Origin of the sequence: Mongoliitalea daihaiensis (assembly GCF_021596945.1) — a bacterium.
GTDB lineage: Bacteria > Bacteroidota > Bacteroidia > Cytophagales > Cyclobacteriaceae > Mongoliitalea > Mongoliitalea daihaiensis.
The window spans coordinates 1,041,240-1,055,860 of record NZ_CP063779.1 but is presented as its reverse complement, the minus strand read 5'-3'; the positions used below and the strand labels follow the sequence as shown (position 1 = coordinate 1,055,860).

At 41.4% G+C, this 14,621-nt stretch carries 15 protein-coding genes; 8 read left to right on the top strand and 7 right to left on the bottom strand.

Features of this window, described 5'->3' with window-relative positions:
• Positions 1 to 24: 24 nt before the first annotated feature.
• Positions 25 to 1,671, bottom strand: coding sequence for a UxaA family hydrolase (locus IPZ59_RS04350; RefSeq protein WP_236138658.1), 1,647 nt, complete (start codon positions 1,669 to 1,671; stop codon positions 25 to 27).
• Between the two features lie 104 nt (positions 1,672 to 1,775).
• Here IPZ59_RS04350 and IPZ59_RS04345 point away from each other — a divergent pair, with 104 nt between their 5' ends.
• The 6 genes from IPZ59_RS04345 to IPZ59_RS20250 are packed head-to-tail and all read left to right on the top strand — an operon-like array spanning position 1,776 to position 6,459.
• Positions 1,776 to 2,771: a sugar kinase gene (locus tag IPZ59_RS04345; protein WP_236138657.1), complete on the top strand. Its 996-nt coding sequence runs from the start codon at positions 1,776 to 1,778 to the stop codon at positions 2,769 to 2,771.
• A 29-nt stretch (positions 2,772 to 2,800) separates the two neighbouring features.
• Positions 2,801 to 3,460 (top strand): beta/alpha barrel domain-containing protein, encoded by a 660-nt coding sequence (locus IPZ59_RS04340; protein WP_317208035.1) that lies wholly within the window; start codon positions 2,801 to 2,803, stop codon positions 3,458 to 3,460.
• Positions 3,457 to 4,440: a TRAP transporter substrate-binding protein gene (locus IPZ59_RS04335; protein ID WP_236138656.1), complete on the top strand. Its 984-nt coding sequence runs from the start codon at positions 3,457 to 3,459 to the stop codon at positions 4,438 to 4,440. The genes IPZ59_RS04340 and IPZ59_RS04335 overlap by 4 nt, the downstream gene beginning before the upstream one ends.
• 58 nt (positions 4,441 to 4,498) lie before the next feature.
• On the top strand, positions 4,499 to 4,969 hold the full coding sequence (locus IPZ59_RS04330) for a TRAP transporter small permease (RefSeq protein ID WP_236138655.1): 471 nt from the start codon (positions 4,499 to 4,501) through the stop codon (positions 4,967 to 4,969).
• Between the two features lie 4 nt (positions 4,970 to 4,973).
• A complete protein-coding gene (locus IPZ59_RS04325) occupies positions 4,974 to 6,269 on the top strand; it encodes a TRAP transporter large permease (protein WP_236138654.1) in 1,296 nt (431 codons plus the stop codon).
• Between the two features lie 58 nt (positions 6,270 to 6,327).
• Positions 6,328 to 6,459, top strand: a complete 132-nt coding sequence (locus IPZ59_RS20250) for a hypothetical protein (RefSeq protein ID WP_262912254.1) — start codon at positions 6,328 to 6,330, stop codon at positions 6,457 to 6,459.
• A gap of 126 nt (positions 6,460 to 6,585) precedes the next feature.
• Here the strand turns inward: IPZ59_RS20250 and IPZ59_RS04320 are convergent, their stop codons facing one another.
• The 5 genes from IPZ59_RS04320 to IPZ59_RS04300 all read right to left on the bottom strand — a co-directional run bounded on the left by IPZ59_RS04320 (position 6,586) and on the right by IPZ59_RS04300 (position 11,907).
• Positions 6,586 to 7,272 (bottom strand): LytR/AlgR family response regulator transcription factor, encoded by a 687-nt coding sequence (locus IPZ59_RS04320; RefSeq protein WP_236138653.1) that lies wholly within the window; start codon positions 7,270 to 7,272, stop codon positions 6,586 to 6,588.
• Between the two features lies 1 nt (position 7,273).
• A complete protein-coding gene (locus IPZ59_RS04315; RefSeq protein ID WP_236138652.1) occupies positions 7,274 to 8,320 on the bottom strand; it encodes a sensor histidine kinase in 1,047 nt (348 codons plus the stop codon).
• Positions 8,320 to 8,748: a DUF2846 domain-containing protein gene (locus IPZ59_RS04310; protein WP_236138651.1), complete on the bottom strand. Its 429-nt coding sequence runs from the start codon at positions 8,746 to 8,748 to the stop codon at positions 8,320 to 8,322. The genes IPZ59_RS04315 and IPZ59_RS04310 overlap by 1 nt, the downstream gene beginning before the upstream one ends.
• 16 nt (positions 8,749 to 8,764) lie before the next feature.
• The gene (locus IPZ59_RS04305) at positions 8,765 to 9,520 is read right to left on the bottom strand and encodes a hypothetical protein (RefSeq protein ID WP_236138650.1); all 756 of its coding nucleotides are present in this window, start codon (positions 9,518 to 9,520) and stop codon (positions 8,765 to 8,767) included.
• Positions 9,521 to 11,454: 1,934 nt separating this feature from the next.
• Positions 11,455 to 11,907: a DUF1569 domain-containing protein gene (locus tag IPZ59_RS04300; RefSeq protein WP_236138649.1), complete on the bottom strand. Its 453-nt coding sequence runs from the start codon at positions 11,905 to 11,907 to the stop codon at positions 11,455 to 11,457.
• A 535-nt stretch (positions 11,908 to 12,442) separates the two neighbouring features.
• On the opposite strand from IPZ59_RS04300, the gene IPZ59_RS04295 reads away from it, so the two are divergent.
• Positions 12,443 to 13,066, top strand: coding sequence for a M48 family metallopeptidase (locus tag IPZ59_RS04295; protein ID WP_236138648.1), 624 nt, complete (start codon positions 12,443 to 12,445; stop codon positions 13,064 to 13,066).
• On the opposite strand, the gene IPZ59_RS04290 is transcribed toward IPZ59_RS04295, so the two are convergent.
• Positions 13,063 to 14,214, bottom strand: coding sequence for an ATP-binding protein (locus IPZ59_RS04290; protein ID WP_236138647.1), 1,152 nt, complete (start codon positions 14,212 to 14,214; stop codon positions 13,063 to 13,065). The two genes, IPZ59_RS04295 and IPZ59_RS04290, sit on opposite strands and share 4 nt — an antisense overlap.
• Before the next feature lie 98 nt (positions 14,215 to 14,312).
• Here IPZ59_RS04290 and IPZ59_RS04285 point away from each other — a divergent pair, with 98 nt between their 5' ends.
• Positions 14,313 to 14,564, top strand: a complete 252-nt coding sequence (locus IPZ59_RS04285) for a hypothetical protein (RefSeq protein WP_236138646.1) — start codon at positions 14,313 to 14,315, stop codon at positions 14,562 to 14,564.
• Positions 14,565 to 14,621: the final 57 nt, after the last annotated feature.

Below are 14,621 nucleotides of genomic sequence, written 5' to 3'. Positions count from 1 at the left end.
TCAATCAATGATAACTTGACAGTCTTACAAAGACAGTCCCCGCTTCCAAGGAATGAAATCATCCTGGCCCAAATGTTGAGCTTTTGTTTGATGCTCACCTGAGGCTACTGAAATGATATAATCTAACAACTCTTCGCCCATAGTTTCAATTGTTTTTTCCCCTGTGATAATCGGTCCAGTATTGAAATCAATGATATCAGGCATGCGCTCAGCCAGTCGGGTATTGGAGGAAATTTTGATTACAGGAACTATTGGATTCCCAGTTGGGGTGCCGAGACCTGTGGTGAACAGGATAATGTTGGCTCCTGAACCCGCCATGGCTGTGGTACTTTCTACATCATTGCCAGGAGTACATAATAGGTTAAGTCCGTTTTTTTGAAGGTATTCTCCATAGTCCAACACATCCACTACTGGTGAAGTACCTCCTTTTTTGGCTGCACCTGCTGATTTAATAGCATCGGTGATCAATCCGTCTTTGATATTACCTGGAGATGGGTTCATGTCAAAACCCGAACCTGCTTTCACAGCTGCTGACTCATAGGCTGACATCAGGTGCGAAAACTTCTCTGCAATTAAGTTGTCTACACATCTGTTGATCAATTCTTGCTCTACCCCACAAAGCTCAGGAAATTCGGATAACATCGTCTTTCCTCCTAAAGCGACTATCAAATCAGAGACGTGGCCAACTGTAGGGTTGGCTGAAATACCCGAGAAGCCATCTGAACCACCACATTCTAATCCAATGCTTAATTTGCTCAAGGGTGCTTCTTGCCTCTCGTATTTATTGGCCTCAATTAATCCCAAAAATGTTTTTTTGATCGCTTCCGAAATCAGTTGATTTTCGGTTCCTTCTACCTGTTGTTCTAAGATATAAACTGGCTTCTGGAAATTTGCCTGCAAGTTTTCTAATTTATCCCGAAGGATGGCAGGTTGTGCATTTTGACAACCCAAGCTTAAAACGGTCGCACCGGCAACGTTGGGGTTGTGTATGTACCCAGCCAAAAGGGTGCAAAGCATCTCTGAATCTTGTCTCGTTCCTCCACAGCCCCCTTGATGGGTCAAGAATTTTAATCCATCGATATTTTCAAATAAGTGATTTGTTCCTTCAACTATGCTTTGTTCTACTACCAGTTTTTCAATTTCTTGAATATTGCCAGATTCGTACAGGGCCTTCATTTGCTGTACCAATGACTTGAATGGGTTTTGCTTGGCAAAACCCAACTCCTCTAAAAATGCATCTTTGATCACTTCTACATTTCTGTTTTCACAGAATACCAAGGGAATAATTAACCAATAATTAGCAGTACCCACCTGTCCATCTGCTCGATGAAATCCTTTGAATGTTTTGTTAGTAAATTTTTCAATGCTTGGAGCTGCCCATGAAGTTATCTCTGTTTTTTCGCCAAAAGAGTTGGCTTCATGGGCAACATTTTGGGTGGTGATTATCTGGCCGGAGGATAGGTCAATTTTTGTTTTACCAACAATTACCCCATACATGTAAATAGGTTGTCCCGGAGAAATTACTTCACAAGCAAATTTATGTTTGGCAGGGACGTCCTGCACAAGTGTCCATGTATTGCCTTCCTGCTCAATGATTTCTCCTTGTTTCAGATCGGTCAAAGCCACTAACACATTATCTTTTGTATGGATTTTTAAAAATCTGGCGTTCATGTAATTTTTTCTTATATTGCGCAAACGATTGCACAATTTACATTAAATTATTTTAGGAAAAAAAGCAAAGTCAGTAATTTCAACAATTAAACGTATCATCAGGCATGCGCAATAAAATCATCACCATAGGAGAAATCATGATGAGGCTTTCCACGCCAGGGCATGAGCGCTTTGTGCAAGCAGAGCAATTTGAGGTGCACTTTGGAGGAGCGGAGGCTAATGTAGCCATTTCTTTGGCCCATTGGGGTCAACCCTCACAACACGTGACGGCTTTACCTGCGCATGATTTAGGTCTTGCTGTGAAAAACTATCTGCGCAAACATCTTGTGGATTGCACCCATGTGTATGCTCAAGACGGAAGATTGGGTCTTTACTTTCTCGAAAATGGAGTGATGCAGCGTGCATCCAAAATTATCTATGATCGCTTTGATTCTGCATTTGCAAATTGGGATGCCTCGGAAGTCGATTGGGATGCGGTATTTCTGGACGCAGCTTGGTTTCATTGGACTGGAATCACCCCTGCCCTTTCGCAGGCTGCTGCTGATTTCCTTTTGAAAGCACTTAAAGCAGCAAAAAATCATGGAGTAAAAGTTAGTGCTGACATCAATTACCGACGTAATCTATGGAACTATGGCAAGAGTCCATTGGAAATCATGCCTGAATTAATCCGTTATGCAGATGTGGTCATTGCTGGCCTCACAGATTTTGAAAATTGTATGGACATTCAAGCATCTGAATATGTTGAAGCCTGTCATCTTGCGAAGCGTGACTATCCATCCATTGCTTATATCAGTACTACTGAAAGAGAAACAATTTCTTCTAACCATAATCAGTTGAGTGCTGTCTTATGGAATGGTCAAGAACTGCTTACTTCCAAATCCTACGATATGCCACAGATTGTGGATAGAATTGGGGGTGGCGATGCCTACATGGCAGGGCTGATCTATGGCTTACTCCACATGGAGCAACAAGCAGCGCTGGAGTTTGCAGTAGCAGCCTCTGTACTGAAACATGGAATTTCTGGAGATGCTAATCTGGTTTCCGTGGAAGAAGTTCAGGCCTTGGTGGCCGGCAATCATGTAGGAAAATTACTTCGTTAACATACCATTACTTTCAAACCTATACAACCATGATGAATACCGATCAGATTGTCGCACAAATGGGAAATGCAGGAATGATTCCTGTTTTTAGCCATGCTTCAATCGATGTATCCATACGCGTACTCGATGCTGCTTATGCCGCTGGGGTACGCGTTTTTGAATTTACCAATAGAACAGCTGAAGCAGCAGAGGTTTTTCAAGCACTAAAAATACATGCTGCGCACTATCCAGATTTGCTTTTGGGGATTGGTACCATTTTTACTGCTACAGATGCAGAAAAATTTCATCTCATGGGAGCAGATTTTATAGTTTCCCCTGCATTAGTTTCCGAAGTAGCAGGGTATTGCAATTTCAATCAGTTATTGTGGATTCCGGGTTGTGCAACGGTTACAGAAGTGTTTCAAGCCAAAAGTTTAGGTGCTACGCTGGTCAAAGCTTTTCCGGGGAACCTGCTTGGACCAGGCTTTGTCAAAGCAGTATTGTCTGTGATTCCAGATATAAAATTGATGCCAACAGGAGGGGTAGAACCCACGCGAGAAAACCTAGCAGCATGGTTTGGGGCGGGCGTTCACTGCGTGGGAATGGGCTCTCAGTTGATCAATCCGAAGTGGATTTCTGACAATGACATGCAGCGTCTTCAACTGAGTATTCAACAAAGCCTGGAACTTATTCAAGAAGTAAAGCCATGAGGAATTGGAACAGATGGGTGGTTTTGCTATGCATCCCACTGCTTACTACTTGTGCAGGAAAAGGAAGTGAACGCATCATCAAACTTGGACATGGATTGGGAGTAAGCCATCCGGTGCATGAGGCGATGGTGTACATGGCAGACTTGGCCCGAGAAAAATCCAACGGACAGCTGGAAATCAAAATTTACCCCAATTCGCAGTTAGGTTCTGAACGGGAATTGGTGGAATTGCTTCAAATTGGCAGTTTGGGGATGACCAAGGTTTCTGCTGCTACGTTGGAAAGTTTTGCTCCCCGTGTGCAGGTCTTTTCCATGCCATACATTTTTCGGGACGATGCTCATCGGGATTTGGTGCTCAAAGGGGATGTTGGAAAGGAGTTATTGTTGGAAGGGGAACAGTTTTGGTTGCGTGGCTTGTGCTATTACGATGCAGGTAAGCGCAGTTTTTATACCAAACAAAAACCAGTAGAGACGTTGGATGATATCAAAGGATTAAAAATCCGAACCTTGGAGAGCAATATGGCCATCAACATGATCAAAAGCTTTGGCAGTTCCCCTACCCCTGTTTCTTATGGAGAATTGTATACTGCCTTGCAGCAAGGAATTGTAGATGGGGCAGAAAATAATCCTCCAAGTCTGTACACCTCCCGTCATTATGAAGTTTGCAAATATTACTCCATTAATGAACACACTGCTGTTCCAGATGTAGTGGTCATCAGCACCAAAGTCTGGAATTTGTTGACCGATCAAGAAAAAGAATGGCTACAGGAAGCGGCTGATGAGTCAGCTGTTTATCAATATCAACTCTGGGAAAAATCAGTAGACATGTCTTTGAGGGAAATGGAAAAAGCAGGAGTCATCATCAGCTATCCAGACCAGACACCTTTTCGTGAAGCGGTGGTTAGCTTATATGAATCCATCAAGCAAAATAACCCTGACTTATACAAGTTGGTAGAACGAATTCAATCCGCCAAGGATTGAGCAATGATAGATTAGAAACTCATAAATCGCCAAGCCAAGACCAAAAAAAAATTCACACATGAAGGAAAAATTGGATAAAGTCATCGCTACTGCACTCATGCTTCTGATGGGCGCTATGGTTATCAATGTGACTTGGCAAGTCCTTTCAAGATATCTGTTACAAAATCCTAGTTCCTTTACTGATGAGCTGTCCCGCTACATGTTGATTTGGTTGGGTATGTTGGGTGCAGCCTATGTAGCAGGACAAAATCAACATTTGGCCATTGATATTTTACCCCAAAAACTACAAGGCGTGCAACAGAAACGTTTGTTGATTTTTATTGCGGCTGCGATTTTATTGTTTGCTTTGGTCATCATGATTATAGGTGGGGCTAATTTGGTCTTTATTACCTTTATCTTGGGACAAAAGTCTGCTACCCTCCAAATTCCCCTCGCGTATGTGTACACGATTATCCCGCTGAGTGGATTATTGGTTGTGGTGTATCAAGTGCTTCAAATTCAATCCCTCTTAACCGATCAACAAGCGTAAAATTATGGAATGGACGAGTATACTAATTTTGGTTTTATCCTTTGTGACCTTGATGATTTTGGGTGTACCAGTGGCGTGGAGTTTGGGGATTTCCAGTTTTCTTACCCTTTTGGTGACCGTTGAATCCATGCCTTCTGCGACGACGATAGCCCAACGGATGGGGACGAGTTTGGATAGTTTTTCGCTATTAGCCATCCCCTTTTTTGTATTGGCTGGTGAAATTATGAACCGCGGGGGAATTGCCCAGCGTCTAATTGATTTGGCCAAAGCGATGACTGGAAAATTACCTGGAGGCCTATTGTATGTGAATGTGATAGCAGCCATGCTTTTCGGGGCAATTGCGGGTTCGGCTGCTGCGGCCGTTTCTGCTATTGGAGGCATCTTGGGTAAGCGTATGGATGCGGAGGGCTATCCTAAGGGATTGGGTGCTGCTGTCAACATTACTTCTTCAACTACAGGATTGATCATCCCTCCTTCCAATGTGTTGATTGTATATTCCTTGGCATCTGGGGGGGTATCGATTGCAGCCCTATTTGTGGCAGGATATATTCCAGGGATTTTTATTGGATTGGTATTGATGGGTACCGCTGCGATCTTTATCAAAAAGCACAACTTACCTAAGGGGGAGACTACGAGCTGGAGCGAATTGACCAATAAGGCTGGGAGAGCTTTTCCTTCTTTGATGCTGTTATTTGTGGTGATTGGTGGTATCGTGGCAGGGGTTTTTACAGCAACGGAGGCTTCTGCAATTGCCGTGATTTATACCTTGGGGCTTTCATTTTTTTATAAAGAGTTGAAGTTGAAGGAACTCCCAGCGATTTTATTGAAGTCCTCGGAAACTACGGCCATTGTTATGCTTTTGATTGCCACCTCCATGAGTATGTCTTGGGTGATGTCAAGTGAGGATATTCCGCAATCAATTTCGGCCTCTTTATTGAGTTTGAGTGATAATATTTTTGTGATTCTCTTGATGATTAACCTCATTTTACTCTTTGTAGGGATCTTTATGGATATGACACCTGCTGTGTTGATTTTCACTCCCATATTCTTACCAATTGTGACGGCTTTAGGAGTAGACCCTGTACATTTTGGCATTATTATGATTTTGAATTTATGTATTGGCTTGTGTACACCTCCTGTGGGTTCTGTCTTATTTCTTGGGGTTCAAGTATCGGGTCTAAGTATTCAAAAAATCGTCAAACCTTTAGTGCCCTTCTTCATTGCCATGATCTTGGGCCTGGTAGTCATTACCTTATGGCCTGATTTGACGCTGTGGCTACCGAGGGTATTGGGGTTGTAGGAAGCTGCTCTCAGAGGCTACAAGAGCCTCCGAATTTTTTTGCTATTTTTTTCTTTCCTTGTCATATATTCTCTCTTTTTCTACACTAAGAGATAAAGGCAGTTCGGCTTGGGAGCTTTATGGAGAGGAAGGAAAAAATGGAGTGGTGATTGTGGAGTTGAAAAAAGAAGCAAAATTTAACTTTGAATAAGGAGGCCACAAAGGCACGGAGGCACAAAGGAATAAGGTATATTAAGTATCAACCCTCAATGGTCTTCACTAATAAATCTTTTGCGAAGCAATATGAAACAGCGAGATTTTATCAATGATATGATTATCATTTTCTCAATAGTCTCTTTTCCACCATTTCCCTGTAATTATTGGCCAAAGGAACCGCATCCCCCTCAATCCAGACCTGATGCTTTTCCAGCTTTTCTATTGCATTGAGATTGACCAACCAAGATTTGTGAATCCTCATAAAGGTATCAGTTGGAAGTATAGCGATCAATTCCTGCAGGGTCATCCTCGTGCTAAGACTCCCAGTTTTGGTGTGGATAAACAAAAGATTGCCCTCGGATTTGACATACTTAAGCTCGCTGAGATTTACCCTAATCCAATCATAACTGTCTTTAAAGAAAACGCTGGTTTCTTCCCCTTTTTTCCTAACAATTTCCTGATAAGCCCGGTTGAGTGAAGTCAGGAACCTTTCGAAAGAGAAGGGCTTCAATAGATAGTCCAAGGCCTGCAATTCATAGCCCTGAAGGGCAAACTCGGAATAGGCCGTCGTAAAAATAAAGCTTTTGCCAAATGGCTGAATGATCTTTGCCAGCTCAGTACCCTTCATTCCCGGCATGTTGATATCCAAAAATACCAGGTCGGGCTGATGGGAATAAACATATTCCAAGCCTTCCTTTGGATCGGTAAAACTCTCGACCAATCGGATAAAAGGGACTTTATCCACATAACTCTTAACGATTCCAATAGCTGGAAGTTCGTCGTCTATTGCGATGGCATTTATCAACATATCATTTTTTTAAATCTATTTTCATCAAAACTGTGAATAACTTGCCAGTATCCTTTATTGTCAAATTGTGCTTTCCCGGGTATAAGCTCTTCAGCCTCTTTTTGACCAGGTCAATTCCATTTCCAGTGCCTTTATTATCCCTAAGCTGTCCTTTAAGGTAAGTATTTTCAATATGAATGGATAACTCCCCTTCTTCCACCGAGATCCTGACAAGGATTTTACTATTCTGATTTCCCGGACCAAATTCAGAAAATTTGAATGCATTTTCCAAAAATGGCTGTACCAACATGGGACTGATACCCACAGGAAAACCATCCCAATTGATCTCTATATCCATTAACTCTTCTCCCGTACTTCCAAACCTATTTTTCTGAATCCTGATATACTTATCCACAAAATTAAGTTCTTCCTCTATGCTGATAAAATCCCTCTTGGATTTTTCCAAGGCGAACCTCATTAAGTCCGAAAGCTGAAGAATCTGAGCGGCAGTATGCGGACTTTCTTCCTGAATTGCGGAGCTATATGTAGAATTCAGGGCATTGAAAAGGAAGTGGGGATTGAGCTGTGACTGTAATAGGTTCAGCTCAGCCTTTTCTTTCTGCTGTATCAGTTCGGCCTGTTTTCTCCTGGTATAAATCAAATCAAAAAACCATGTAATCGCAAGAAAATAAAGTGCGACAACCCCTGTGAGGATCAGGTTATCTTTCAAAATCTCTTCCTCATACATGACCGTCCATTGCAGAAATTCGAAAAACACCAATAACAGCAATAGCTCAAGTCCCCAAAACAAATACCAAGGTATATTACCTTCTTTCCACTTCAAGAAGAGAAACTTAAAATTGGCCCAAGCCAGTAAATTGACCAAAAAGAAAACGGCTAGCCAGCTAAGAAGAAACACCTGCAGGTTTCCGAAATAATTCTCATCCCCGGCGGACATCTCCACTTGGATGAGCTGAAAAATCCGGATCAGCCAGTAAGCCAATACTCCAAGAAACAAGAGTATTCCTACCGGCCTGATTATTTTTACAGCCAATCCTTTATCCTTCATTACAAATTGCTCTTTGTGAGATCAATATACTCGGCATTCATTTTTTCTATGGCCAATTCCCCTGTTTGTTGCGGCCTTCTTACCAAGTGAAGCGTACTCATCAATACCTGATATTCCCTGATGGCTTCGAGGTAATAGGTTTTTCCGGCTTCCAAGGTAAGACTATAAGATTTATTTTCAGTCAGGTTTCTCAATGTTGCTCCCTTCGTCTCCAGTTTGACTCTTCCCGGTGTGGTTTTGATGACGTAGTATGTATTTCTCCTGATTTCTGGAAGGACCTCCCGTTCATCCAGCAAAAGCCTGAATGAAGAAAAATTAAGGCTTGGCTTGACGTATACCACCAAAATAGCCTCCTTTTCTTTATTAGAAATTTGAGAGCTTTCTACATAAAAGAATAGGGGAATAAAAACAAGAATCCACTTTGCCATCGAATACCAAATCATGTCAGCGCTCTCTTGAGATAACCACAGCTGCCTTCAGATAAATAAATGAAACCCTGTCACCAAACGAGTTGAGTAATGGAGCATCAGAAGATCTCCACCTTGGCGAGCCGATTCCGGTCTTGTATCCCAGCTGTATGCTCTCCATGGCTGACACTGCCCTCAAAGCCCTTGGCAAGTATTCCAGTCCTAAGTCTAAAGTACCTGAAATGTGTTCTAATCTTGGCCAGGCCTGCCCATTTCCTGTACGGAAATTGTTGAAATCAAAGCTGCTGCCATCATATTGGGTGATGCTTAATTCTCTCCCCACGACTCCCAAGCCAGCTCTCAAAATGATAAAATGATGGTTATTGGCCACTATAGCTCTGCCTATTGAAAAGTCCCCAAAAAAATCTCTGGATTCTATGATCGTCGAACCAGTTGAAGACCTGTCAAAATTTATAGAGGCAATAGCGGGGAAGTAGAAATTGAAATTATAAAACATCAAATTCCTTCTCCATCCTATTCCTATGCCTGAGTAGTCCGTGAACCTGTTCATTTTGAGACCAAAGGAATTATCCAGCCTTCTCTGCATGGCCTGATGGCCCAGCTGTAATCCAAATGTTCCCATGGGCGTGATATAGTAATAGGTACCTCTTTCTGAAAGAACAGGAAAATCCATTCCTTCTTCTTCATCCAAATCAATGGTCTGTGCATGGCCTGCTCCCTGAAAGAAAGATAAGGCCAACAAGAAAACCGAGCATTTCAGAAAACCGGACATAACTATAAAGTTTGATTACGGAACAAAAAAAGAATGCTCTCTCGGGAATAACAAGAAAAGGTGATAAAGCCCCCAAAACTTGAGCTGAAAACCTAAAAAAATGATTTTTCTTTTGATTTAGGCATATATTTCCAAATAGAGCTGTATTAGATTGATATGGGTTTTAAATCAAATTTATCTTCATAGGTTTTCTTTGACATCGGCATAATATTTTCAACTATACAAATACCATAATTAGTTTTCCTTCATTAAAATGTATCTTGCCTCACTTTTTCAAAGGAAAAAATGTGCAATTACACACTTTTATGAAGGAAACATGGGTTAGTTACCAACAATTAAGACATCAGGGCTAGCGCCCCTCTAATTGCTAACGTTCAATGCTTACTACGAAGATCACAGGGCTAACGCCCCTGAAAGGTCATCAGATGTTAATATTTCTACGAAGATGACATGGCTACGCCCCTTTTGTTCCATGCTCCAAGGCTCTTTCTTCCTCGATATAAATCCTGAATTTTCTTTCCTATTTTTCAGTGTCTTCCGCGCCTTCTGCGAGCCAGCTCCCACTTTGCGACAGCAAACCTATCTGTGTAAATCTGTGATAATCCTATTTCAAATCTGTGTCAAAAATAATCACCCAGATGCCCCTCAAGATATCAGGGCTAGCGCCCCTCTTATTCCAAACCTTCATTCTTGCTACGAAGATCACAGGGCTACGCCCCTGAAAGGTCATCAGATGTTAATATTTCTACGAAGATCACATGGCTACGCCCCTTTTGTTCCATGCTCCAAGGACGCTTCTTCCCCCAAATCAATCCTGAATTTTCCTTCCAATTTTTCCGCGTCTTCTGCGAGCCAACCCCCACTTTGCGACAGCAAAAAATATCTGTGTAAATCCGCGATCATCACATTCCCAATCTGTGTCAAAAAAACAATCTTGAAATAGTTAAGACATCAGAGCTAGCGCCCCTCTAATTGCTAACGTTCAATGCTTACTACGAAGATCACAGGGCTAACGCCCCTGAAAGGTCATCAGATGTTAATATTTCTACGAAGATGACATGGCTACGCCCCTTTTGTTCCATAATCCAAGGAAGTCTCCTCCCCCAAATCAATCCTGAATTTTCCTTCCAATTTTTCCGCGTCTTCCGCGCCTTCTGCGAGCTAGCTCCAACTTTGCGATAGCAAAAAATATCTGTGACAATCTGTGATAATCCTATTTCCAATCGGTGTCAAAAAAAATCACCCGGATGCCCCTCAAGATATCAGGGCTAGCGCCCCTCTTATTCCAAACCTCCATTCTTGCTACGAAGATCACAGGGCTACGCCCCTTTCGTTACATACTCCAAGGATGCTTCCTCCCCAAAAACAATCCTGAATTTTCCTTTCTATTTTTCCGTGTCTTCCGCGCCTTCCGCGAGCCAACCCCCACTTTGCGACAACAAACCTATCTGTTTCAATCCGCGATCATCACATTCCCAATCTTTGTCAAAAAACCAATCCGGAAATAGTTAAGACATCAGGGCTACGCCCCTCTAATTGCTAACGTTCAATGCTTACTGCGAAGATCACAGGGCTAACGCCCCTTTCGTTACATACTCCAAGGATGCTTCTTCCCCAAAAACAATCCTGAATTTTCCTTTCTATTTTTCCGCGTCTTCCGCGCCTTCCGCGAGCCAACCCCCACTTTGCGACAACAAACCTATCTGTTTCAATCCGCGATCATCACATTCCCAATCTTTGTCAAAAAACCAATCCGGAAATAGTTAAGACATCAGGGCTACGCCCCTCTAATTGCTAACGTTCAATGCTTACTGCGAAGATCACAGGGCTAACGCCCCTTTCGTTACATACTCCAAGGATGCTTCTTCCCCAAAAACAATCCTGAATTTTCCTTTCTATTTTTCCGCGTCTTCCGCGCCTTCCGCGAGAACCCCCTACACTCCGAATTGCCTCAAATGATGATCGGTATGTTTCCACACCAGTATACCCCACTCCTTGTGACTCAGCGGTCCAAAGAAGGGGTGAAAACCTTGAAGTTGGTGGCTGATGCTCCCGAAGGCTTGTAGGGTATCGAGTAAGCCCTGCTTTTCTTCTTGAAATTTTCCCTGATCCACTTTCCCTTTCATATCAAAGCGCTTAGGTCCTTTGACCAGCTTGGGAAATTCTTTTTTGAAATAAAAAAAGTAGTATTTGCCTAGCACCTGCTTGAAGTTTGCTTTCTTCTCAGGTTTGGGCGATTTCAATACAGCCGCCGCTACCTCCCGAGCATGTGCCAGCATCTCTTCCACCTGCATACTTCCCCAATGCCCTTGGTCTCCTGCTTCAAGCTTGGCAACTCTGTCTAGTAGTTCTTGGCGATGGTCTGGGTGGAGGATAGATTTTTTCATTTGAGAAGGTGGTTTTGGGAAATGTAATGACTACTTTAAAGCTACCAATTTTTATGATATATCTATCCTACCCTCCTGAAATCGCAAAAATTATATAAAATCAGCGATTATAATCGCTAAATTTTAATGAATTCTGCGATTACGGATAAAATTTTGTTAAAAATCTGAATTATAGATAGTAAAAATCCAATTCTGGGGGGCGTTAAAATTCTTTTTTTTGACATGAAAAACCCAACTTTAGTTTGAGATTATATCGTATAAAGTTTTTGTATTATGACATCTATTTATGTTTATCATACCCGAAATTCTGTTTAAAGGGAGCTTTCTTGCGCTCACCATAGTGTTGATAAGAAGGATTATGGTTGTTTTTTCAGCAAAAAAAGTCTTTTGGAAAGAAATACTCGATCTGCGAGCATTACTTGTTGAGTTCATTTTTCTATGCTTGTTAATGACTTCGTTTTTAATAATTGAAGGTTTCGTTGATAAAAAATTTTATCTTTTTCTTATTGGGGCTTTCCTTCTTGTGCCTTTGGTCATGAGTTTTGATTTTCTTATCAAGCCCTATTTCTATGCGTTTTTTGATCGATCTAGTAGAAGGAGCCCCTATTTTGAAAAAGTAATAAAGGAGCGTTTTGATAGAGATTACTTTGTATACATATTGGATAAGGAAATTGTCAATGTCTACGCAACTGGACTATATGGAAAAAGTAAATCCATTTTGATTGGCAAGGGACTTTTAGAGAAAATGGATGAAAATCACATGCAGAATCTACTAGCCCATGAGATCGGACACTTAGATCAGAACCATATGTTTCGAGCATATCTAGCCAACATTTCAGCATCTGCGATTTTTATGATTTCATCCTATTTGCTTTACCCATTGTTTGCCACGTTTGGTGAATATACAGAAGGTGCTATGGTGGCAATCCATGGTTGCCTTTTGGGCTTGCTTTTAATTGTTATACCGGGGTTTGTCCAGAAAAAGTTTGAATTGGAGGCAGACAGGTATGCTGCCAACATGGTGGGTAAAGAAGATTACTGTAATACACTTTTGAAATTAAATGAGATCACAAATCGTGAAATGGAAAAAACAACTATCAATTATCCACCACTTTCTAAGCGACTTAAAAGTGTGCAAAATCTAATAATTGAAGATTAATTTGCTATTACCAAAAGAAAATCCTTCAATCCGATGACTTCAATAGTTGATTCATAGAGGTATCGGCTTTCTCCAGGTGTAATGACAAATAGCTTAGTAATCCCTAGGTCATCCATAGCAAGATAACTTCCCTTGGTCAGTTTGGGAGAAAGACTAAGCTTGATCTCCGCTGCTGCAAACCATCGGTTCTCTCTACGAATCAAAAGGTCTATTTCAGCACCATCTTGAGTTCTGTAGTAGTAGATTTCATCATCAATGTGCAGCACAGACCGAACCTGATGAATAACAAATGATTCCCACGAAGCACCAACAGCGATATTTCCAAAAAGGGAATCTCTATCATTGATACCCAGTAGGTAATGTAACATACCACTGTCTCTCAAATAAAGCTTGGGAGATTTCACCAGCCGCTTTCGAATATTTACATACCAAGCTGGAAGTTCGGTAACTAGAAATGCATTGACAAAATAGCTCAAGTAGGTTTTGACAGTGGGCATGCTAAGACCAAGAGACTTGGCCAACATGCTGTAGTTAAGCGTAGAGCCATTGATAGAAGCCATCATTACCATCAATTGTCTAGAAATACTAGGGTCGGCAGGAAGTCCAAGTGATGGTAAGTCCCGCTGTATGTAGCTATTGATGAAACTCCTACACCAGCGTTGGATAAATTTTTTTCCTCCATTTAAAATCGGTTCTGGAAATCCCCCATAAACCCATAAATCTTCTTGCGAAACGGTGTTGTCCAACTCTAACAGGTTAAGGGGAAACATTTCCATATAATTTATCCTACCAGCCAAGCTTTCGGAAGATTGCTTTAGCAGTTCGGGAGATGCAGAACCCAAAATTATAAATCTCCCTGGCACGCGATGTTCGTCCACCAATGATCGTATCAAAGGAAATAACTCGGGTTTGTGTTGAATCTCATCCAGTATTACCGTATGGTCTGCGATAGAATTAAAGAATAGCTCGGGGTCATTGAGTTTGTTGATGTCTGACAGCTTCTCCAAATCCAAATAAACAAAAGGTTTTTGGTAAGCAAAGTTTTTTGCTAGGGTAGTTTTTCCTACCTGCCTTGGCCCAATAATTCCCGTTACCGGAAAATTGGATACCGAAAACTCAAATTCTGTATAAATAAATCGCTCTATCATCCCTGCAAATTTAAAAATAATTTTTAAAATTGCAGGGATAAAATTTTTATTGAATTGGATAGAAGAAAAAAGGATGGGTTGATTAAAATTTAGAAAGTGTGATGCGTAACATTGTATATTTTGTCTTAATTATTTCTGCATGTTCTACAAATGAGCCTTCATCAGAAGGTACAGATAAGAGTCTGACATATGTCAGCATTGATCTTTTTGAATCCTTGGGTATCTATACCATAGATGCACCCGTAAGAGAATTTGACGAAGACTATTTTATTTTGGATAGAAGTCAACAAAAGGTAGCTCGGGTTAATGACTCGTTTACGACTGTTAAACATATTTTTGACCGAAAATAGCCTTTTTGCGCAAGAGTTGGTATTTGATGCATTCAGGCAGGACACCTTGTACAGGTC